This is a genomic window from Anthropogastromicrobium aceti (assembly GCF_020687335.1).
Lineage (GTDB): Bacteria > Bacillota > Clostridia > Lachnospirales > Lachnospiraceae > Anthropogastromicrobium > Anthropogastromicrobium aceti.
In genome coordinates, this window is record NZ_JAJEQN010000022.1 from 1 (window position 1) to 21,743 (window position 21,743).

Here is a 21,743-nt window from a genome sequence, read left to right on the forward strand (position 1 = left end):
CGGACACCCTTGTCTTGTTGGCTATGTGCTTCCCGCTAACAGGCGCACTTAGGACTTTCACCTTTAAGATTAACGCTCGCGCCGAGCGAACTGATGCTCCCGCGCACGTTCTCACGAACGGGCGAGGCTTCTTGAGACATGGTGGAACGCCTCAAAGGACCTTCACGAGCCCTCTACACCCTGTTACGGGTTTACCTTTAAGCCGTCTTTTGGGCGGCTTTTTGTTTTGATTCCTCGATATACCTGGTCTTATCCCTGGCACTGCTTGCTTTAAACAGTTCAAAATAGACAAGCTTCTGTTCCTGTCTGCGATGATGCAGCCATCGGTTCATGCCACTTTTTCTTCGTGGTCCGGCGTGCTTTTCTTTGTGTTTTACAAGGCAGAGTGCCTCTCTGGTGACCCGGATGACCGTCTTATTCGTGTAGGAGAAATCTTTTACTTCATCAAATGCATTCGGATAGATCTTGCGAATGATATTTCCTGCACCGTTGACATCTGCATTTAGAATCGTACCGTTCTTTGACTCGTATTGTCCGCGTGAGATTCGTTTCCCGGAAAACCGGTACGCTGCATCTTTTCCTTCTTTGTAGACAGGAAGGGGATCGTTGTCGATCAGACTTGCCCTGGAAGTAAATGATTCCTCAGTTTCAATGACAGGAATGCCTGCCTTTGCTGCAACGCATGTAAGGATCCAGAAAAATCTTGCATATGGAATGCTGACAAAGTGCTGGTTGTTGCCGGCACCAATGTTAATCCCCTGCTTCTGGTCTTTGTTGTGTCCGCAGACAATGACCTCAACCTTATTTTTTAGACAGAAATCCACAATATAGTGGGCTGCCTTGTAAAAGAAATCTTCTATCTGACAGGCTCTGTTCTTTGAGATACGGTTCAGTCGGGCAGAGTTTTTCACGGATTTTGTGGAATCCAATCCTCTGGTCAGCTCAGACATCAAAACAGCGCGTTTGCGGTTAAAGTTCTGATTGATGGATTTTAACCAGTGTCCGTCCAGAATGAACGGAGCTTCCGGGAAATTCGTTAATGCGGTTAAAAAGTTGTCAAGTCCCGGATCCAGTCCAAGAATCCTTGTGGGATTTTTCGGTGCTTCCGGTGTTTTGACTGCATCCTGAAAGGTCACATAGATCATATATCCGCCATAGCAGGGCTTGACTTCTGTTCGGACATAAGAGCCTTCCGGCTTTCCAACACAGACCGGCACCAAACAGCGTGGAAAGGTGATATACATTTTTCCACGGATATCAGACCGCTTTGCAACCTGATTGGTAAAAGTAACGGTCGTGTACGGTGTCTTTATGTATCTCGGCTGCTTTGGCTGTGATTTAAACTTTTCCAGGTTTTGGCGATACGATGCCAGGGCTTCAAAATATGATTTCCAGTCCTTGAGAACCTTTCGAAGTACCTGCTGGTTTACCTGTGACGGCATGGCATAGTAGTCGGGATTCTTTGTATTCTTCATCACCGCATCCAATGTCTCGTAGGTGAGCATCCAGTGATCGGATGTTGGCATACTCGGATGGTTTTTCTGTTTGTTTTCTATGCGCTTTTGGATCTTTGTGCGGGCCGGGTCGTCTGCAGGCAGTTTCTGCAGCTGCTTCGTGAGTCGGTCAACATCTTTCAGAAGCTTTTCATTTGCCATCTCAATACCGATACGTACGGTCTCCAGAACCTCATTCTCGTTGGCGGTGCGTGTATCCGGAGCTTTTTTCAGTCCAGTACGCAGGTTACGAATGATAAAGTTTGCTGCGTTTCGCAAATTTTTTGCAAGGTGAGTCTGGCACTCGAAATACGATGCAGGCTTTGGCATCCGGTTTTTATCCACAAATATTGATATGGTATGCATACAGAACCCTCCTTTTTAAAAAACGTGAGAATATGGTTGACTACAGATATATTATACGATAAAATACATGTAAAATCAAGCTATACACAAAGTTTTAAATCATTTTAGCTATAAATGAGAGAGGTATTATTATGAAACGTATATCCGGAAATGCTGATGATATCAAAGACAAAAAAGACAGGGTAAAGAAAGATGGATACAACCGGGGGCAGCATTGTATCTATTGCCTTACCTATCATATGATTTTCGTCACGCATTATCGAAAACCGGTAATTAATGAAGAAATGAGTTCTGCCATGAAGGAGTTTTCAAATCATATGGCGGAGCAATTCCGCGGAAAAATCCTGTCAGCAGAGACAGACAGAGATCATATCCATCTGCTGGTATCACTGCCACCGAATACAAACGTATCCGTCTTTGTAAGAAGTATCAAGACTCAGTTGTCAAGAGAGATGCGTAAGCGATTCCCTGAACAGATCAAACAATACATCTATGGGGATGATACCTCATTCTGGAGCCGCAGCTACTTTATAGCCACTACCGGAAGCGTTTCTCTTGAAACATTAAAGCAGTACATTGAATCTCAGCGCTCGGAAGAACATCAGGCCAAAAGAGGTTCCAAATTCCAGAAAAAAAATCTGTTGGAATGATGTCTGGTTTGTATACAATCGGCGCATTCATCCCGCGTACGTTCTTGCGAACGGACAGGGTTTTCTGCGCTGAAACATTATAATATAATAATAAGTGATAAAAAATAAGCGAGCCGGATAATAAGATCAATCCGGCTCGCTTATTTTTTATTTATCAGAATCGTTTTTTTCAGACTTTTTTAAGCTGTTTGGCGGCTGTAGCGTGCTGTCTTCGGACAACGGAATGCCGCGATGCTCCACACATGTAGAAAATACAATCTGGGTTCGGGTGCGTCCAAATTTCTGAAGATAATTGACAAACTGGTCAAGCTCCTGCGTGGTATGGAAATAGGCTTCAATCAGCATAGAGTACTCGCCTGTTACGCAGCTGCATTCAACTACGTTGGTGCAGGACTCAATGTAAGGATAGAAGGCTGGCTTTTGGTCAGGTTCTACCTCCAGATTTATGAATGCCTTTACAAGATAGCCGATAGCGGTTACATTTATCATAGCCTGGTAGCCAGCTAAGACACCAGATTTTTCAAGACGCTCGATGCGGGCGCATACGGCCGGTGATGACAAAGAGACACGGCTGGCAATCTCTTTAACCGGTAAACGTGCATTATGCTGCAGAATATCAACGATGCAGCGGTCAATATGATCCATAACAAACCCCTCACTTTGCTGTGTAATAACAGTAACAGAATATTTATTAACATTGATTCATCATAGCAGATAACTTCTGGATTGTAAACAGAAGAAACAAAAGTTTTTTAAGAAAAAATGCTTTTTTTTATGGGGGTAACCTCATAAAATAAACAAAAAAGGCATTTTTTGTGAAAAAAGGTAAGTTTTTCTTATAAAAAATCAAGATAAATGATTGACAGATGAATTGATTTGGTTTATAGTAACGGTATGCTTCAAGCAGGACATGACTAGACGAGAGTAGATGGACACAATTAGGATCATGGAAAAGTGTACCATCTTTTTTTCAAATCATTCTTTGCTGACACAAGTAAGCAACAGGCAGTATTTTTTATGTCGTTCGTAGGGAGGGCACATTCTTCAAAAATGCTCCATTGCTTTAAAGTGACAACAGACGAAAATCGTCTTAGGATTTAATTTCTGCAGGGCAGGCGCTCTTCGTATAGGTATTATGACATCTACGGGGAAATGACAATTAAGAAGAGACTAAGTCATATCATCAAAAAGGAGGATGACACATGAGAAAGACAAGAAAGGCAGCAGCTGTTCTTACAGCAGTCGCAATGGCAGCAGTATCCGCAGTGCCGGCAATGGCAGACGAGATTAAGGATCTGTATGATTACGAGCTTCAGTCAAGAGAGATTGAGACTTGGAACGTTTTGTATTCTCAGCAGGCAACTGATCTTCAGGTACTGACCAATTTGTATGATGGTTTGCTTGAATCAGATGAGTATGGTAAGCTGGCACCGGCAGTTGCAGAGAGCTGGGAGACAGAGGATAATGGTGTTACTTGGACATTCCATTTAAGACAGGGTGTTAAGTGGGTTGATCAGAACGGAAATGAGAAGGGTGAAGTTACTGCACAGGACTTCTTAACCGGACTTGAGTGGGTATTAAACTTCCACAAGAATGATGCAACTAACACTTCTATGCCGATGGAGATGATCGTTGGTGCAGAGGATTACTACAACATGACAAGTGAGCTTGATGCAGATGCAGGTCTTGCACTGACAGCTGAAAGCCCAGAGTTTGCTGATACTGTTGGCATCAAGGCAATTGATGATTATACATTACAGTATACATGTGTAAGTGAGAAGCCATATTTCGATACTGTAGCTACCTATAACTGTCTGTATCCAATTTCTCAGGCAATGATCGATGAGATCGGCATTGATGGTTTTAAGGCTGCAACACCAGAAAATATCTGGTACAATGGTGCTTATACCTGTACTGAGTACATCCAGCAGAATACAAAGACCTTGACAAAGAACCCGCTGTACTGGGATACCGAGGCAAAGTTGTTTGATTCTGTTACTATTAAGATGGTAGAGTCTATTGATACTGCATATCAGCTGTATACTACTGGTGAGCTTGATCATGTAAATCTGTCAGAGTCTAACCTGACCACTATCTACAACAATGAGTCTGATCCACTTCATGATCAGTTAGTTGAGAAGCGTCCAACAAAGTTCTCTTATCAGTTCCACTTTAACTATGATAAGCATAACGATGATCAGTCCGAGGATACAAATTGGAATACCGCTATTGCAAACGAAGCATTCCGTAAGTGCTGGTACTATGGTCTTGATCTTGGAAGCTACTACAAGAGAACAAATGCAATTAATCCATACAAGTGCTACAACAATGCATACACAATGCAGGGTCTTGTTTACCTGTCTGATGGTACCGAGTACACCAGTCTGGTTCAGGAAAAGTTAGGTCTTCCGGCATATGATGGTGAGACAATGACTCGTCTTGATTCTGAGAAGTTTGAAGAGTACAAGGCACAGGCAATTGAGGAGTTAACAGCAGCAGGCGTTACCTTCCCAGTACATGCAAGATATTTCGTAGCTGGTGGAAATCAGACTACTCTTGATAGTGCAAATGTATTAAAGCAGGCATTCTCCGATTGCTTCGGTGATGACTTCATCGTTCTTGATATTGATTCTTATGTATCTAGTCTTGCTAAGGAAGTTCGTGATCCAAGACGTCAGTCCTTCGTTATCAACGGATGGGGCGCTGACTACGGTGATCCGCAGAACTACTTAGGACAGGAAACAAATGACAGCGATAACGCATATTACATGGTAGCTTATGGTCATGCAGTAGATAATGAGAGCGAGGAGCTGAAGGCACTGTATGATGAGTTTACTGAGTTAGTAAATAAGGCTGATGCCATCACAGATGATCTGGATGCAAGATATGAGGCTTATGCAGACGCAGAGGCATTCTTACTTGATCATGCACTGACCCTTCCGTCAAACTTTGATATCGGTTGGGAGCTGACTCACGTAAATGATTACACCAATCAGAACGCTATGTTTGGTATTCAGAATCAGAAGTATAAGAATTGGGAGACTTCTACAGACGCCTATACTGCAGAAGACTACGCTGGATTCCAGGAAACCTGGAATGCAGGTATGGCTGAATAATATATGGCAAAATACACCGTAAAGAGATTGTTACAGTCTCTTGTAACAATCCTCATTGTGGTGACTATCGTATTCCTGCTGCTTAGAATGCTGCCTACGGATTATTTCTTTACCGAGGACCAGCTAATGAAGCTGACCGATCAGCAAAAGCACGATCAGCTTAAGGCAGCAGGTTTATTAGATAGTACCTTTACACAGCTGACACGCTATTATGGGCAGTTGTTGAGACTTGACTTTGGTACATCTCGACGAATTCAAAGCGGTGTCTCTGTTGTAAAGGTAATTGGCGGAAAGTTTGCAATGTCGATGCAGTTAGGTCTGATCTCTTTTGCAATCTCTCTGGTAATTGGTGTTATTATGGGTGTGCTTCAGGCACGTTTTAAGGACGGTATTATCGACGGCATTGGAACAATTTACACGATATTGGTAAATGCAGTTCCGCCGCTTGTTGCTTATTCACTTGTTCTTGTATTTGGTTCCCATGTGTTAAAGCTTCCTTCCATGTATTCAACGAGAAATCCAGGACCTTCTATGATCCTGCCGGTTGCATGTCTTTCTCTTTCATCAATTGCAGGCTATGCTCTGTGGACAAGACGTTACATGGTAGATGAGTTAAATAAGGATTATATTAAGCTGGCGCGTGTGAAGGGTCTTTCATCAAAGCGTATCATGGTTACTCATGTGCTTAGAAATGCATTCGTTCCGCTTGCACAGTATATTCCTTATTCTATTTTGCTGACAGTAGGCGGTTCTCTTCTGGTAGAGCGTTTCTTCTCTGTTCCAGGTATGGGCTCTCTTCTTACTGACGCAATCAACCGTTATGACACAAATGTTGTTCAGACGCTTGTTATTTTATACGCTGCACTTGGTATCATAGGCGTATTTTTGGGTGATGTTTTGATGATGATCATTGACCCACGTATTACATTGACCGGAAAGGGAGGTACAAGATAATGGCAGTCAATTCAAATGATGACGCACGCTTTAAGGTTGTCGAGTACTCCCCTGAAAAGGCCGAGATGATCGGATATTCCAATTATTCTTATTGGAAATCTGTATTTCACAATTTCTTAAAGAAAAAGAGTGCAGTTGCGCTTTTAATCGTGTTTGTTGCACTTGTTGTATTTTCATTCGTTGCACTTGTAATCGGAAAATACGATTATCGTAATCTTGTCACAGATAGTTCAAAGGGCTTTATCCTTCCAAACTCAGAGTTCTGGTTTGGTACTGATAACTTAGGACGTGACTATTGGAGCCAGGTATGGTATGCGACACAGACATCTATTAAGCTTGCCTGTATCGTTGCAATCGGTGAGTGCGTGCTTGGTGTTACGATTGGTCTTCTTTGGGGATATGTTCGCCAGTTAGACCGTTTCTTTACAGAGCTGTACAATGTAATTGATAACATTCCGCAGATCATTTACATGACACTGATTGCCTTAATGGTTGGTAAGAGCTTTACCATCATGGCAGTTTCTTTGATTGCATTTGGTTGGCTTGGAATGGCAAGAAACATCCGTAACCTTGTTATGATGTATCGTGACCGCGAGTATAACTTAGCATCAAGATGTTTAGGTACTCCGACTTACCGTATTCTTCTTAAGAATATTTTACCGTATCTGATTAGTGTTATTATCTTAAGAGTGGCACTGTCAATCCCGAGAACAATCAGTATGGAGACTACTCTTTCCTATCTTGGTCTTGGTCTTGATATTAACACACCTACACTTGGAATCCTTCTTCGTAATGCAAGAAGCTATTTCCTGAATTATCCATATTTGCTGGTATTCCCGGCAGTTATTGTATCTGTTGTTACGATCACATTCTATCTGGTTGGTAACGCATTTTCCGATGCGGCTGATCCGAGAAATCACGTTTAAGGGGGGAGAACAATGGAAAAGAAACCAATATTATCCGCCAAAGACGTTGAAATTACGTTTAGCCTTCGCGGAAACAAATTAAATGCGATCCGTAAGTGTTCTCTTGATCTGTATGATGGAGAGACACTTGCAATCGTAGGAGAGTCCGGTTCAGGAAAAAGTGTATTTACAAAGACATTTGTTGGTATGCTTGATGGAAACGGCAGCATTACTGGCGGAAGCATTATGTACGATGGCAAGGATCTGGCAAAGTTTAAGAAGGAAAAGGAGTGGATGACTATTCGTGGTAAGAAAATCGCGATGGTTATGCAGGATCCTATGACTTCCTTAAATCCATTGAAAAAGGTTGGAAAGCAGATTCAGGAGTGTATCGAGCTTCATCAGGGTCTTAAGGGAGCAGTTGCAAAGAAGGCAACTCTTCAGATTCTTGAGAAGGTAGGTATTCCATATCCTGAAATGCGTTATAACCAGTATCCGCATGAGTTTTCAGGCGGTATGAGACAGCGTGTTGTTATTGCTATTGCGGTTGCATGCCGGCCGCAGATTTTAATCTGCGATGAGCCTACCACCGCACTGGACGTAACAATTCAGGCTCAGATTTTGGAGCTGATCAGAAATCTGCAGGCAGAGTATCATATGTCTGTTATTTATATCACACACGATCTTGGTGTTGTGGCAAACGTAGCTGACCGTGTTGCAGTTATGTATGCAGGACAGATCGTGGAGGTAGGCAAGGTAGATGAGATTTTCTACGATGCAAGACATCCTTATACTTGGGCACTTCTTTCTGCACTTCCGCAGCTTGGCGTGAAGGGCGAGGCACTGCCAACGATCGACGGTACACCGCCGAATCTGTTTAACAAGATTAAGGGTGATGCATTTGCACCGCGAAACAGACAGGCACTGGCTATTGATTTTGAGGAAGAGCCTCCATATTTTGAAGTTTCAGAGACGCACAAGGCAAAGACTTGGTATCTGGATCCGCGTGCACCGAAGATAGAACCGCCGAAGTCTGTGCAGCAGCTCAGACAGAAAATGAGAGCGCATAAGTAAAAGAGGTATGAGTATGGCTGAGAGAGAAAAGCTGATTGAGGTCAAAGACCTGCAGATTAGTTTCGGAAAAGGACGAAAAAAGTTTGTAGCAGTTGACCATGTGAATTTTGATATTTATAAGGGAGAGACATTCTCCCTGGTAGGTGAGTCCGGTTCCGGAAAGACTACCATCGGCCGCGCTATTACCCGTATCAATCCTACTTCGGCCGGAGAGATCTACTTTAAGGGCAAGAAGATCAATGGAAAGATTTCAAGGGAGCTTGACCGCGAGGTTATTAAGAGCTGCCAGATGATTTTCCAGGATCCTATGGCATCCTTAAATGAGCGTGCAAAGGTTGATTACATTGTCTCTGAGGGTCTGTTAAACTTCCATATGTATAAGGATGAGGCAGATCGCGAGGCGAAGGTACAGAAGGCACTTCGAGAGGTTGGTCTTCTTCCGGAGTTTGCATCTCGTTTCCCGCACGAGTTCTCTGGTGGACAAAGACAGCGTATCGGTATCGCAAGAGCCTTGATTATGGAGCCAGAGTTTGTTGTAGCTGATGAGCCGATTTCAGCGCTTGATGTTTCTATTCGTGCACAGGTATTGAACCTGTTAAACCAGTTAAAGGCATCAAGAGGACTGACATATCTGTTTATTGCACATGACCTTTCTGTAGTACGTTTTATTTCAGACCGTATTGCTGTTATCTATAAAGGTCGTATTGTGGAGCTTGCAGAGGCAGAGGAATTATTCCATCATCCACTGCATCCTTATACAAAGGCACTGCTTTCAGCAGTTCCGATTCCGGATCCAGAAATTGAGAAGAAGAAAAAGCTTTTGATTTACGATCCAACACTTCATGATTATACGATTTCTAAGCCGCAGTGGGTAGAGATTACTGAAGGTCATTTTGTATATGGTAATGAGCCGGAGCTTGAGAAATATCGTGCTGAGATTGAAGCAATCAATGCAGCAGAGAAAGCATAAAGAAGAGGCGTGAGAAGAGCATGAGATGGTTGAAAAAACAGTATCACCGCTATATGATTCGCCCCATTGTGACAAAAACGATCACCAGAACCCTAATCGGTCTGGTGATCGTCTTGCTATGGGATAAATACGTGAACGTAGAGCGGATTGGAGTTTCAAGGCTTGGCTTTGGACTGGGGGCAGTTGGAATTATTTTAATGGCTGGTGCATGGTTTTCTTATCTGCATCTGGATGGATTAACACCTATTGATACAGCGAAAAAAAAGTTTGGTGTGAAAAATAAAAAGAAAAAAACAAAGCAAAGCATGGGCGGCGATATTGCAGACTACCTCGATGAGGAAATTGTGCCGTATGAGGAGTTGGATGAATCTGAAAAGGCAGCATGTCAGATGGCAGCGTTTTTGATTTCTGGAATGATCCTTGTGATCGCCGGGATTGTGATCCCACTCTTTTAAGAAGCCACAAAAAGCAGGGCACATGCCTTGCTTTTTTTCGTAAATAAGGGTATGATTGTAGAACAAAGATATCAGAGAAAGGATGGGATTCTATGGCAAAATCAAAAAAAGGAAAAGCAGTCATTGCAGGAGTGGCAGCGGTAAGTGCAGCCAGTATTTTGACCGTGAGAGGTATTTTCCACAAGGTATTCGCCAGACAGGAGAAGGAGGATGACGCAATCAGTCTGCGCTATAAGGATATGAGCGGAATGGTGAGAAAAAAAATCACAATCGTCTCTGGTTCCACTCATCTGACAGGATATTTATATGGAGAAGCATCTGCCAAAGGTCTCGTTGTTGTGTGCCATGGAATTGCAGGCGGCGGAGAAGATAACTTAAGCATGGTTAAATATATGCTGGATGATGGTTATCAGGTTTTTACATTTGATTATACGGGCGTGTATGAAAGTGAGGGAGCTTCATCTGTGGGCTTCTATCAGGCTGTGAAGGATTTGAATGCAGTTTTGGGTTATATTGAGGCGTCTGCATCACTAAAGAATCTTCCAGTATTTTTATATGGTCATAGCTGGGGCGGTTATACAGCTGCGGCAGTGCTGAATTTTAAGCACAATATTGCAGGTGTTATTACAATTTCAGGATTTTCTAGTCCAATGGCAATTACAAAAGAGGCGGCAGGACGCATCATTCCAACATTGTTGGTAGATTTATTGCTTCCGTTTGCTGCGCTTTATCAGCGTATTGTTTTTGGTAAGAATTATAATTTGTCTGCAATTGATGGCATCAATAGCTGTGACGTGCCAGTTCTTGTTATGCATGGCAAAGAGGATGAAGTGATTAGCTATGAGGGATCTTCTATTATCGCGCAGCGAAGCCATATTACAAATCCAAATGTTGAGTACTATACTGAGACACGTCCGGGAAAGAGCAATCACATGGGAATTTTCTTCACAAAAGGCGGAACAGCTTATTATCTAGCCAAGAAGGAAGAATTAAAGATGCTTCACGATTTGTATTATAACCGTGTTCCAGAAAAGGTGCTTTCAAAATGGTTTGCCCGCCTTGATAAAAAGCAGGCAAATGATATGGATCCACTGTTTGTAAAGACAGTGCTTGATTTCCTTGATAAGAACTGCAAGTAAGCCATGGTGACAGGTACGGTGGCTCAAAATGTGTCCCTCTGGCAAGTTGACTAAGAAAGCTAAAGAAAATCAGCCCTAGCCTTGACAGGTTTTTTTAGGTCATATATAATATATATGATACTGATTTATCAGGTTCTAAATAAAACCTAACGGAACATGAGAAGAAAATAGGAGGAATGAATATGAGAAAGGTAGCATTATCTTTGATGCTGGCTGCTTCTATGGCTGCAACTACACTTGGCAGCACTGCAGTTTTTGCATCAGACGCAACCACAACGGAGTCTGAGAGCTATACCTATCGCTATGCGTTAGCCGATTTCCCAACAAACTGGAGTCTGCATGACAATCAGACCCAGACCGATTCTGAGCTGATGCAGTATCTGGAGGCTGGTTTCTACAGCTTCGATTTCAATGAGGATAGGGATGGTTATCAGATGGTTCCGCTTGTTGCAACAGGCGATCCAGAGGATGTAACTGCTGAGTATAAGGATCAGTATGGTTTAGACGGTGATGAGTCATTGGCATGGAAGATTACCATTCGTGATGATTTAAAGTGGGATGACGGTACACCGATCGTTGCTTCTGATTTTGTAAAGTCCGCAGAACTTCTGTTAAACCCGAAGGCACAGCATCACCGCGCAGATATGCTGTACTCTGGAAATCTTGTATTAAAGAATGCAAAGAATTTCCTTTATGCAGGACAGCATGCATATGCTGAGACTTTTATCTCTTCTGAGATGGGTGAGGATGAGTACGTAGATCCATCTGCATTCGAGAAGAATGAGAATGGCGTTTACGTTGTAGACGGACATGACTTAGCAGTTAGCTTAAATGACTGTGCAACTTGGGGTTCTGACGGACTGTCTGATTACTATGCATTAGACGATTATAAGTCTGCATTTATGAAAGACGACGTTGATCTGTATGAGACTGTTTTGGCAGCAAATGCAAATGATGACGGCTATGTTCCGGTAACTGATGAGGTTGTTGAGGCACTTGAGCACATCGTTGCAAATCTTCACGGATATGCGACTGTAGAGGATTACGCAGCAGAAGGCGGCGACTATGCATACAAAGAGTGGGAAGAGATGATCTATCAGGGTACCGAGTATCCAGAGATGTCAATCGACGAAGTTGGTATCTTTGCTCCATCCGATACTGAACTCGTTTTAGTCCTTGAAAAGCCATTAAAGGGCTTCTACTTAAAGTATTCACTGACAGATTCCTGGTTAGTAAAGGAAGATCTGTATAAGAGCTGCGAGTCTGAGAGCAACGGTGTTTACAACAATACTTATGGTACCTCTGCAGAGACAACTGCTTCCTTTGGACCTTACAAGCTGACATCTTATCAGGCTGATAAGGAGTACGTTCTTGATAAGAACGAGTACTACTTTGGTAATGTAGACGGTCAGTATCAGACTACAAGTATCGTTGTTAGCTGCGTAAAAGAGCCATCAACAAGACTTGAGATGTTCTTAAGCGGTGAGCTTGACAGCTATGGCTTGACAAAGGATGATATCGAAACCTACGGTTCTAGCGATTACGCATATTATACCGTTGGTGAGAGTACCTTCTTCATGGCAATGAATCCAGGTGTAGAGGGACTTGAGGCAGCACAGAAGGCTGCTGGCGATAACATCAACAAGACAATCCTTAGCTTAAAGTCCTTCCGTGAGGCACTTTGCTATGCACTTGACCGTGATGCATTCAATGCAGCAGTTAACCCATTAAGCTCTGCTGCATTTGGTCTTTACTCAAACAGCATTATCTCTGATCCGGAAGAGGGTATTGCTTACCGTGATACTGAGGAAGCAAAGAATGTTTTAGCAAACTTCTGGGGTCTTTCTGATGATATCGGTGAGGGATTGATGTATGAAACTGTTGATGAGGCAGTAGACAGCATCACAGGCTACAACTTAGAGATGGCTCAGGAGAGATTCAACGAGGCATATGATGAGGCAATCGCAGCTGGTCTTATGGATGAGGATGATGTGGTTGAGATCAAGATTGGTCTTCCAAACAGCGAGAGCACCTTCTACAACAAGGGTAACGAGTTCCTTGTAAACTGCTACACTGAGGCAGTAAAGGGAACTTCTCTTGAGGGCAAGTTAACCTTTAGCGTAGATGATACACTTGGAAATGGCTTTAGTGATGCACTTAGAAGCCAGCAGGTAGATCTTCTGTTTGGTGTAGGCTGGACAGGTGCTGCACTTGATCCGTACAGCTTAATGGAAGCTTATACATCAAGCGAGTATCAGTATGACCCGTCATGGGATACAAAGTCTGCTGATATAGATATCACATTGGCAGATGGCGTTACCTACACGGCAACTGCATGGGATTGGACTCAGGCTATGCTTGGTGAAGTTATTACCATTAAGGCTGAGGATGGTACCACAAAAGAGTTCTCTGCTGGTTCTGCAGATGACAACAGCGAAGATCGTTTTGAGGTATTAGTTGGACTGGAGAATGCAGTTCTTGGAAATTATGACCTGATTCCAATGTTCGATGACTGTACAGCTGCATTAAAGAGTATGAAGATTCAGTTTGCTACAGATGAGTATTACTACAGCATCGGCCGCGGTGGTGTTCAGTACATGACATACGACTACAGCGATGCTGAGTGGGATGCATTTGTATCTGAGCAGGGTGGAAAACTCAATTACAACTAATGAAGTATCAAAATCGAGAAATCGAATAATAAGAAGTGATTATGTTGCGAAAAAGAGCAACACTTCGACGGGAAAGGGGGCGGCTTGCCGCCCCCTTCCTGTCAGTTTTTTGAAAAAATTTTAAAAGCGTAAAACCGTAAAATTAAACATGAAAACAAACGGAGGACAACGATGGTTAAGTACGTACTAAAGCGTATCGCGCTGATGTTTTTTGTCTTCTTCACAATTCTGACAGTATGCTTTGTACTTGTAAAGCTGCTGCCGCTTGTGGATGCCAAGCAGTTTGGCAAGGACATGAATCTGATTCAGCAGCGAAGAGAAGCGTTAGGCTATAACAAGCCGATTCTGATACAGTATCTGATTTTCTTAAAACGAAGCGTATTAGGTGGAGACTGGGGAATCAGTGAGGCGCTGTACCGCAGCCAGGATGTATGGAAGGTATTCACTTCCAAACTTCCGGCAACCATGATGGTAAACATCTATTCCATGATTTTTGCAATTCCGAGCGGACTGCTGCTTGGTATTTTTGCTGCATTAAAGAAAAACAAGTGGCAGGATTATCTTATCTCTACACTTGTCATGGTATTTATTTCCGTTCCGTCTTATGTATATGCACTGTTAATCCAGTATTTGCTTTGCTATAAGCTTAAGTTGTTCCCACTTCAGATGAACAGTGGAACGAACTATTTTTCACTGTCTATGTTCCGCTCAGTCATGCCGGCTGTGCTGGCACTGGCATTTGGAAGTATTGCCAGTCTGGCCAGATATGTGCGCGCCGAGCTTTCTGAGGTATTGACAAGTGATTTTATGCTGCTTGCAAGAACAAAAGGTTTGACTCGCTCACAGGCAACGATTCGCCATGCAATGAGAAATTCCATGGTTCCGGTATTCCCAATGATTTTGGGAGAGTTTGTCGGTATCTTAGGCGGATCTCTGATTATTGAGACGATCTTTGGTGTACCTGGTGTCGGCCAGCTGTATTTAAATTCTATTACAGCACGCGACTACAACTTCTTTATGCTGTTGTCTGCATTTTATACACTGATCGGACTTGTATCAGGACTAGTAGTTGATATCAGCTACGGCTTTATCGATCCGAGAATCAGAATGGGGGAACGATAAAATGGCACGCAAAAATACAGATTATACAAATATCCCAAAAGAAAAATTTGAATTTTTTGACCGCAGCGAGGCGATCCATGACAAGAAGCTTGAGACAAAGCCAGTTGGTTATTTCAAGGATGCTATGATGCGTTTTTGCCGCAATAAGAGTTCACTGACAGCAGCGGTTATCATTGCACTGCTTCTTGCATTTGCACTTATTGTTCCGCTTGTGTCACACAACAATTATACAAAATCGAAGACTGATACAACGTATCTTCAGTATGGAAAGCTGCTTCCAAAGTCAAAGCTATTTTCATGGGCAGGCTGGGATGGTGCAAAGAGAGAAACAATCAGCAGTGATATGTATGCATATTATGAGGCAATGGAGACAGAGCGCGGAGTAAATGCGATCACAAAAGTCTATAAGGCTGATTATGAGGATTCCTCCAGCACATCAAACAGCACATTTTATGATGTAAGAGTAGATTCCTATTCCAAGATTGGTATGTTAAATCTGACGCTGACAAAAGCAGAGTATGAGGCTATTCAAGATTGGCAGGATGAAAATCAGATTCAGGTAATTTATCCGTCAGTTGACTCAAAGTCAATTCAGGCACCGAATCTGCGTTCTGATCCAAATATCTGGTATAAGTGTACAAATAAGGGTGCACCGAAGCTGGATAAGGATGGAAATATTACGCCTATTTATCTGACAAAGGGAAAGGACGGAGATTATCATAGTCTTCGTATTGCTGGAGATGATGGTTCTTATCGTTACGCGACAGTAACCGGTTCTTCAACGTCAATGTCATTTAAGGTTCGTGTAGATGCTCTTAGCTATTTTCAGTATCGTTACGGCCATGAGCCGATATTCTTGTTCGGAACAAATGCTTACGGACAGGATATCCTGACAAGAATGGCTGAGGGTGCAAGATTTAGTCTTTTGTTTGCATTGATTATTTCTGCAATCAACTTGGCAATCGGTGCTGTTTACGGTGCAATCGAGGGCTTCTACGGCGGCGCAATCGATTTGATCATGGAGCGAATCTCCGATATCTTAAACGATGTTCCGTTTATTGTAGTAACATCATTGTTCCAGCTGCATCTGGCAAGCAAGGTCGGCGTTGTGCCATCTTTGTTGTTTGCGTTTGTATTGACAGGTTGGATTGGTATGGCAAGCAAGACACGTATGCAGTTTTATCGTTATAAGAATCAGGAATATATTCTGGCTGCACGTACACTTGGCGCTAAGGATTCACGACTGATGTTTAAGCATATTTTCCCAAATGCAATCGGAACATTAATTACTAGTGCTGTGCTTACGGTTCCGAGTGTTATCTACTCAGAGTCGAACATGACATATCTGGGAATTGTAAATCTGGATTCTTCGAATATGACATCACTTGGTACCATGCTTTCACAGGGAACCTCGATGCTTACGACGTATCCGCACATTATTTTATTCCCGGCAATTTATATTTCCCTGCTTATGATTTCCTTCAACCTGTTTGGAAACGGATTGCGGGATGCCTTTAACCCATCCCTGAGAGGAACGGAGGAGTAATTTAGAATGGAAAAGAAACTTTCAGTAAATAACCTGGTTGTCTCATTCCGCACACCGGCAGGAAAAGTACAGGCGGTACGAGATATCAGCTTTGATTTAAATAAAGGAGAGACACTTGCAATTGTAGGAGAGTCTGGTTCAGGTAAATCAGTAACTTCAAAGGCAATTCTTGGAATCCTTGCAGGAAACTCCATCATCGAGGGCGGTTCAATCATCTACGATGGTATGGATCTGTTAAAAATAGGTGAGGATGATTTTTACCGCATCCGTGGTGATAAGATTGCAATGATCTTCCAGGATCCGCTTTCAAGTTTAAATCCGATTATGCGTGTTGGAAAGCAGCTGACAGAGGCGATGCTGTTAAAGGGAAAGGCACATCAGAAGGCCAGCAGAAACTCCTTTAATCAGACACTTGCGCTGCTTGAAAAGACAATGACAGCGGCAGGTACAGACAGCACAAAGGCGCACACACTTTGCCAAAACTTTGATAAGTTTGAATTTAAGCATATCGAGATTGAGCAGACATACAACACAGCGCATGAGGCTGCAATCGAGGTGCTTGACGATATTACAGATACACTGTTTCATATTGAAAAGAAAGCACTCGATGATCCGAAGTATACACTTAAGGAAATCGTGCGCCTGTCAAAGCTTACACCAAATGATTTTGTTGTAAGCAATGATAAGAGCAAGCTTGAAGCTGCAGTAAAGACACTTGAATCAGTGATTCCTTCTGACTGCAAGTCAAAAAACTTTACAGCATCAAAAGCGCAGCTTGAGATTTTGCAGGGCATCATGACAGAAGCACTTAAAAAAGAAAAACCAGATTTCTTTAGTATGGGTTACTATGCGCAGTTCTCTGGAAAGTCTGTGCCAGTTTCTATGCCGATTGATGAGCTTAACAAAATGATGCGCACCTATCTTGAGGAGAACTTCTTAAACGAGTTTTGTGAGGAAGCATCAAAGGCACTTTCCTTTAGTGCAAAAGAATCTGCAAGGAAAAAGAAGGAAGCAATTGATGTGATCAGTGCAAACAGAAGCATCTTTGACAGTGATTCCTGGGATGTGAAGTCATGTAAAGAAGCTGCTGAGAAGATGATTCAGGCAGTAGAGGCTTCAATTGATCCTATTGAGATTCATAAGGATGGACTTGCATGGACATTTGCAGGAAGCATCCGTGCTTCACAGGAGCATTATTTTGGCGGAATTGATAAAAATAAAGCTGCTGCAAAAAAGCATGCAAAACAGCAGAAGAAATATGATAATCTGACTGCAAAGGGAAAACAGCCAACATGGAAGGTAACACCATCTACGGCAGTTGACCTTGAGCTTGAGCAGGATAATGTAAGAGAACTGTTAAATCGTCTGACAGAGCATTATAAAGAAGATTTGGCAGAGCAAAACGAAGTTGATTTTGCGAAAAATACAAAAGAGCTGATTGAATTTTTCCGTGAAAACGCATCTGGCGCCGTAAGCCGTGTGACAAAGGAAATGGCAAAGTACAAGGCATTAAAGCTTTTGGAGGAGGTAGGTATCTCCGAGCCTAGAAAGCGTTATCGTCAGTACCCATTTGAGTTCTCAGGCGGTATGAGACAGCGTATTGTTATTGCAATTGCACTGGCAGCTGACCCAGATATTTTGATCTGTGATGAGCCAACAACAGCACTTGACGTTACGATCCAGGCACAAATCATGGAACTTATCAATCACTTAAAGGAAAAGCGTAATCTGTCTATTATCTTTATTACGCATGATCTTGGTGTAGTTGCAAACATGGCAGACCGTATTGGCGTTATGTATGCAGGAAAGCTTGTTGAGACTGGAACAGCAGATGATATCTTCTATTCACCGGCGCATCCATATACATGGGCACTGCTTTCTGCTATGCCTGATGTTGATACAAATGATCGTCTTGAAGCTATCCCGGGAACACCGCCGAATATGATTTATCCGCCGGTAGGAGATGCATTTGCAGATCGTAACAAGTATGCGCTTAAGATTGATTTTGAGATGCAGCCGCCGATGTTTAAGATCAGTGATACGCATTATGCGGCAACATGGCTGCTCCATCCGGATGCACCAAAGGTAAAGATTCCAAAGATCATCACCGATAGAATTGCACGAATGAAAGAGAAGGGAGGAAAGTCCAATGCCTGAAAAAAAGAATGTGGCAAGCTCACAGGAGACTCTGCTTAAGGTAGAGCATCTGTGCCAGTATTTTAAAGAAAATAAGGCAGTGGATGATGTCAGCTTTGAAGTGAAAAAGGGCGAAGTATTCGGCCTTGTAGGAGAGTCCGGCTGTGGAAAGACTACGACAGGACGTTCCATCATCAAGCTTTACAACATCACTTCCGGAAATGTATACTTTAAGGGAGAACGCATCGCAGCAGGAACTGGCTCCTACAAGTGGGAGATCGAGAAGGCAAAGAAAGCCTATACTGCTTTAAAGAAGTCTGGTGTGTCCGGCGAGAAATTAAAGGATGCAAAGAAAAAGCGCGATGAAGTGATTGCAGAGCAGAAAAAGCAGATTCGTCTTGCGCAGGAAGATCAGAAGCGCCGTCGTGCTGTAACAGATATTCAGATGATTTTCCAGGATCCTATTGCATCCATCGACCCGCGTATGACCGTGCGTCAGATTATTGCAGAAGGTCTTGTTATCCGCGGTGAGAAGGATCAGAAAAAGATTGATGAAGAAGTATATCGTGTACTAGAGCTCGTTGGTCTTGTGCGTGAGCATGCAGGCCGCTACCCGCATGAGTTCTCCGGCGGACAGCGCCAGCGTATTGGTGTTGCACGTGCGGTTGTTATGAATCCGGAGCTTATCATTGCGGATGAGCCGGTCAGCGCACTTGATGTTTCCATTCAGGCGCAGGTTATCAACCTTCTTGATGATCTTCGTCATAAGATGGGACTGACGATTCTGTTTATCGCTCATGACTTATCTGTTGTAAAGTATTTCTCTGATCGAATCGGTGTTATGTATTATGGAAAAATGGTAGAGCTTGCCGACTCCGATGAGCTGTTCAAGCATCCGCTTCATCCGTATACAAGATCGCTTCTTTCAGCAATTCCGCTTCCAGACCCGCATTATGAGAAGCAACGTCAGCGTATCACATACGTTCCGCTAAAAGAGCACGACTACACAGTCGACAAGCCATCCTTCAGAGAGGTGGCTCCAGGTCATTTTGTACATTGCAACGATGCCGAGTTTGCACGTTACAAAGAGCAGATGAAAGGAAATTAAATGGAGAAAAAAAATATAATCCGTTTAATAATCCAGATTGTAATTGGCCTTATTATCGCAGTCGGTGTTATGACATCGCAAGGAGCGTTTGCAGAAGGCGTATCGGCTGCAGACCGTATCCTGGCAATTGGCAATGGCTTTTCTGTCATTGCACTGTTATATATAAGCTTTGGTCTTCTTGTCTGGATATCCACTACTGGTGTGCTTGATATTTTCTCCTTTGCACTGCAAAAAGGTGCTCATTTTCTGATTCCGTTTTCCACACGGGAAGCGAATGGAAAATTCTACGAGTTTAAGGTAGAAAAGGCCAAAAAGCGAAAGCAAAAAGGCAAAGGACAATATATGACACTTCTTGTGGGTCTTGGATTTTTGATAATTGCAATAGCGCTAACAGTCGCATGGTATGAACAGTAACAGAAAAGTACAAAAAATATAAGATTTTATTTCATTGACATATCGGAAAAAATCTATTAAACTATCGAAGAAGTAGGTTTTTAAAGTTTTTGACGCGGCGGCCTGCGGGTTGCCGCGTTGCTTTATTCTTTTATTAAGAAAAGAGGGTGTTTTATGTTTAGTGGTCGGTTGTGGAATCTGTTTATTGACTCCTTTCCAAAGATGTTCATGCATGGCTTGACTGTCACCATTCCGTTAACAGTGATCTCCTTTTCACTGGCAATGGTGATTGCAATTGTGGTTGCTTTAGTGCAGTTTGCGAACATCAAAGTGTTAAAGCAGATTTGTCGCTTTTATATCTGGATCTTTCGTGGTACGCCGCTTTTAGTCCAGCTGTATATTGTGTTTTTTGGCTTGTCGAGGATCGGAATTTTACTCGATCCATTTCCAGCAGCAGTAATTGTATTTGCATTAAATGAAGGCGCATATTGTGCAGAGACAGTTCGTGCTTCGCTAGAATCAGTTCCGTCAGGACAGTTAGAGGCCGGACAGTGTGCAGGTCTTTCTTATATACAGACGATTTTTAGAATCGTGCTGCCACAGGCAATGCGCACCGCGTTCCCATCCCTGTTTAATTCATTGATTTCCATGGTAAAGGATACATCTTTGGCATCATGTATTACCGTAACGGAAATGCTTCAAACGACAAAGCAGATCATAGCAGTACATTATGAATCATTGCTTTTATATTCTGAAGTAGGTCTGATTTATCTGATGTATTCAACCGTTCTGACAAAGGTGCAGAGTATAGGTGAGAAGAAGCTAAGCTACTATGGCAGAAAGGAGGGGTAACACATGCTGGAGATTAAAAATATTAAAAAGTCATTTGGTCAGACAGATGTTCTTCATGATGTTAGCCTTTCTGTTAATAAGGGAGATGTGATTGCGATTCTTGGACCGAGCGGATCAGGAAAGACGACACTTCTTCGCTGCCTGAATTTCTTAGAGAAGGCAGATGGCGGAACTATGACATTTGACAAGGAGACAATTGAACTGCATAAGGCATCGAAGCGCACAATTGCGCGTATTCGAAAGAAAACGGCTTTCGTATTTCAAAATTATAACCTGTTTGCCAACAAAACAGCATTGCAGAATGTAACGGAAGGCTTAATTGTCGGAAGAAAAATGCCAAAGGATGAGGCAAATAAAATAGCACACGAGGCATTAAAAAAGGTTGGTATGGAAGATCGAAGTGATTACTATCCGTCGCAGCTTTCAGGTGGTCAGCAGCAGCGTGTGGCGATTGCGAGGGCAATAGCAGTAAATCCAGAGATTATTTACTTTGATGAGCCGACATCGGCGCTAGATCCAGAGCTGACAGTGGAGGTGCTTGCAGTTATGAAGCGGCTTGCACAGGAAGGAATGACAATGCTTGTTGTTACTCATGAGATGAACTTTGCGCGAACAGTATCAAATCGTGTGATCTTCATGGAAAAAGGAGTAATTGTCGAACAGGGATCATCAAAGGAATTTTTTGAGCATCCGAAGGAAATGCGCACAAAGGAGTTCTTGCGAATCTTTCAGGAGTAATTATTGATTGTAAAAGCATTTCTGATAAGGAAAATATCTGTCAGTACTGCTTTT

18 protein-coding genes are annotated in these 21,743 nt (G+C 42.8%); 16 read left to right on the plus strand and 2 right to left on the minus strand.

Annotated elements, in window-relative coordinates:
• Positions 1-197: 197 nt before the first annotated feature.
• Positions 198-1,859 carry an RNA-guided endonuclease InsQ/TnpB family protein gene (locus LKD48_RS09305; protein WP_262535908.1) on the minus strand — a complete coding sequence of 554 codons (1,662 nt, stop codon included), beginning with the start codon at positions 1,857-1,859 and terminating at the stop codon, positions 198-200.
• Between the two features lie 131 nt (positions 1,860-1,990).
• Here LKD48_RS09305 and tnpA point away from each other — a divergent pair, with 131 nt between their 5' ends.
• A complete protein-coding gene (gene tnpA, locus LKD48_RS09310; protein WP_262535909.1) occupies positions 1,991-2,509 on the plus strand; it encodes an IS200/IS605 family transposase in 519 nt (172 codons plus the stop codon).
• 147 nt (positions 2,510-2,656) lie between these two features.
• Here tnpA and LKD48_RS09315 read toward each other — a convergent pair whose 3' ends face one another.
• Positions 2,657-3,154 carry an Lrp/AsnC family transcriptional regulator gene (locus tag LKD48_RS09315; protein ID WP_308731864.1) on the minus strand — a complete coding sequence of 166 codons (498 nt, stop codon included), beginning with the start codon at positions 3,152-3,154 and terminating at the stop codon, positions 2,657-2,659.
• A 557-nt stretch (positions 3,155-3,711) separates the two neighbouring features.
• Here LKD48_RS09315 and LKD48_RS09320 point away from each other — a divergent pair.
• The 15 genes from LKD48_RS09320 to LKD48_RS09395 all read left to right on the plus strand — a co-directional run bounded on the left by LKD48_RS09320 (position 3,712) and on the right by LKD48_RS09395 (position 21,689).
• A complete protein-coding gene (locus LKD48_RS09320) occupies positions 3,712-5,625 on the plus strand; it encodes a peptide ABC transporter substrate-binding protein (protein ID WP_308731865.1) in 1,914 nt (637 codons plus the stop codon).
• Between the two features lie 3 nt (positions 5,626-5,628).
• A complete protein-coding gene (locus LKD48_RS09325) occupies positions 5,629-6,579 on the plus strand; it encodes an ABC transporter permease (protein WP_308731866.1) in 951 nt (316 codons plus the stop codon).
• A complete protein-coding gene (gene oppC, locus LKD48_RS09330; RefSeq protein ID WP_066561059.1) occupies positions 6,579-7,505 on the plus strand; it encodes an oligopeptide ABC transporter permease OppC in 927 nt (308 codons plus the stop codon). The genes LKD48_RS09325 and oppC overlap by 1 nt, the downstream gene beginning before the upstream one ends.
• A 12-nt stretch (positions 7,506-7,517) precedes the next feature.
• Positions 7,518-8,558: an ABC transporter ATP-binding protein gene (locus LKD48_RS09335; RefSeq protein ID WP_066561061.1), complete on the plus strand. Its 1,041-nt coding sequence runs from the start codon at positions 7,518-7,520 to the stop codon at positions 8,556-8,558.
• A 13-nt stretch (positions 8,559-8,571) separates the two neighbouring features.
• Entirely contained in the window at positions 8,572-9,528 is a 957-nt protein-coding gene (locus tag LKD48_RS09340) for an ATP-binding cassette domain-containing protein (RefSeq protein WP_066561063.1), read from the plus strand.
• Positions 9,529-9,548: 20 nt separating this feature from the next.
• Positions 9,549-9,983 (plus strand): hypothetical protein, encoded by a 435-nt coding sequence (locus LKD48_RS09345; protein ID WP_066561071.1) that lies wholly within the window; start codon positions 9,549-9,551, stop codon positions 9,981-9,983.
• A gap of 92 nt (positions 9,984-10,075) precedes the next feature.
• On the plus strand, positions 10,076-11,122 hold the full coding sequence (locus LKD48_RS09350; RefSeq protein WP_066561073.1) for an alpha/beta hydrolase: 1,047 nt from the start codon (positions 10,076-10,078) through the stop codon (positions 11,120-11,122).
• 182 nt (positions 11,123-11,304) lie between these two features.
• Positions 11,305-13,794 (plus strand): ABC transporter substrate-binding protein, encoded by a 2,490-nt coding sequence (locus LKD48_RS09355; protein ID WP_066561074.1) that lies wholly within the window; start codon positions 11,305-11,307, stop codon positions 13,792-13,794.
• A 171-nt stretch (positions 13,795-13,965) separates the two neighbouring features.
• Positions 13,966-14,916 carry an ABC transporter permease gene (locus LKD48_RS09360; protein ID WP_066561076.1) on the plus strand — a complete coding sequence of 317 codons (951 nt, stop codon included), beginning with the start codon at positions 13,966-13,968 and terminating at the stop codon, positions 14,914-14,916.
• 1 nt (position 14,917) lies between these two features.
• On the plus strand, positions 14,918-16,462 hold the full coding sequence (locus LKD48_RS09365; protein ID WP_308731867.1) for an ABC transporter permease: 1,545 nt from the start codon (positions 14,918-14,920) through the stop codon (positions 16,460-16,462).
• Positions 16,463-16,468: 6 nt separating this feature from the next.
• The gene (locus LKD48_RS16440; RefSeq protein WP_331466830.1) at positions 16,469-18,619 is read left to right on the plus strand and encodes an oligopeptide/dipeptide ABC transporter ATP-binding protein; all 2,151 of its coding nucleotides are present in this window, start codon (positions 16,469-16,471) and stop codon (positions 18,617-18,619) included.
• Positions 18,612-19,706, plus strand: coding sequence for an ABC transporter ATP-binding protein (locus tag LKD48_RS09380; RefSeq protein WP_066561080.1), 1,095 nt, complete (start codon positions 18,612-18,614; stop codon positions 19,704-19,706). Before LKD48_RS16440 ends, LKD48_RS09380 begins: the two co-directional genes overlap by 8 nt.
• Positions 19,707-20,120: a DUF3899 domain-containing protein gene (locus LKD48_RS09385; protein ID WP_066561082.1), complete on the plus strand. Its 414-nt coding sequence runs from the start codon at positions 19,707-19,709 to the stop codon at positions 20,118-20,120.
• A gap of 153 nt (positions 20,121-20,273) precedes the next feature.
• Entirely contained in the window at positions 20,274-20,951 is a 678-nt protein-coding gene (locus tag LKD48_RS09390) for an amino acid ABC transporter permease (protein ID WP_066561084.1), read from the plus strand.
• A gap of 3 nt (positions 20,952-20,954) precedes the next feature.
• Positions 20,955-21,689, plus strand: coding sequence for an amino acid ABC transporter ATP-binding protein (locus LKD48_RS09395; protein WP_066561086.1), 735 nt, complete (start codon positions 20,955-20,957; stop codon positions 21,687-21,689).
• The last annotated feature ends 54 nt before the right edge of the window (positions 21,690-21,743 follow it).

Bases quoted from the DNA above. Each gene is read 5' to 3' on its own strand.
- LKD48_RS09305 (WP_262535908.1), bottom strand. From the start codon at position 1,859: ATGCATACCATATCAATATTTGTGGATAAAAACCGGATGCCAAAGCCT.
- tnpA (WP_262535909.1), top strand. From the start codon at position 1,991: ATGAAACGTATATCCGGAAATGCTGATGATATCAAAGACAAAAAAGAC.
- LKD48_RS09315 (WP_308731864.1), bottom strand. From the start codon at position 3,154: ATGGATCATATTGACCGCTGCATCGTTGATATTCTGCAGCATAATGCA.
- LKD48_RS09320 (WP_308731865.1), top strand. From the start codon at position 3,712: ATGAGAAAGACAAGAAAGGCAGCAGCTGTTCTTACAGCAGTCGCAATG.
- LKD48_RS09325 (WP_308731866.1), top strand. From the start codon at position 5,629: ATGGCAAAATACACCGTAAAGAGATTGTTACAGTCTCTTGTAACAATC.
- oppC (WP_066561059.1), top strand. From the start codon at position 6,579: ATGGCAGTCAATTCAAATGATGACGCACGCTTTAAGGTTGTCGAGTAC.
- LKD48_RS09335 (WP_066561061.1), top strand. From the start codon at position 7,518: ATGGAAAAGAAACCAATATTATCCGCCAAAGACGTTGAAATTACGTTT.
- LKD48_RS09340 (WP_066561063.1), top strand. From the start codon at position 8,572: ATGGCTGAGAGAGAAAAGCTGATTGAGGTCAAAGACCTGCAGATTAGT.
- LKD48_RS09345 (WP_066561071.1), top strand. From the start codon at position 9,549: ATGAGATGGTTGAAAAAACAGTATCACCGCTATATGATTCGCCCCATT.
- LKD48_RS09350 (WP_066561073.1), top strand. From the start codon at position 10,076: ATGGCAAAATCAAAAAAAGGAAAAGCAGTCATTGCAGGAGTGGCAGCG.
- LKD48_RS09355 (WP_066561074.1), top strand. From the start codon at position 11,305: ATGAGAAAGGTAGCATTATCTTTGATGCTGGCTGCTTCTATGGCTGCA.
- LKD48_RS09360 (WP_066561076.1), top strand. From the start codon at position 13,966: ATGGTTAAGTACGTACTAAAGCGTATCGCGCTGATGTTTTTTGTCTTC.
- LKD48_RS09365 (WP_308731867.1), top strand. From the start codon at position 14,918: ATGGCACGCAAAAATACAGATTATACAAATATCCCAAAAGAAAAATTT.
- LKD48_RS16440 (WP_331466830.1), top strand. From the start codon at position 16,469: ATGGAAAAGAAACTTTCAGTAAATAACCTGGTTGTCTCATTCCGCACA.
- LKD48_RS09380 (WP_066561080.1), top strand. From the start codon at position 18,612: ATGCCTGAAAAAAAGAATGTGGCAAGCTCACAGGAGACTCTGCTTAAG.
- LKD48_RS09385 (WP_066561082.1), top strand. From the start codon at position 19,707: ATGGAGAAAAAAAATATAATCCGTTTAATAATCCAGATTGTAATTGGC.
- LKD48_RS09390 (WP_066561084.1), top strand. From the start codon at position 20,274: ATGTTTAGTGGTCGGTTGTGGAATCTGTTTATTGACTCCTTTCCAAAG.
- LKD48_RS09395 (WP_066561086.1), top strand. From the start codon at position 20,955: ATGCTGGAGATTAAAAATATTAAAAAGTCATTTGGTCAGACAGATGTT.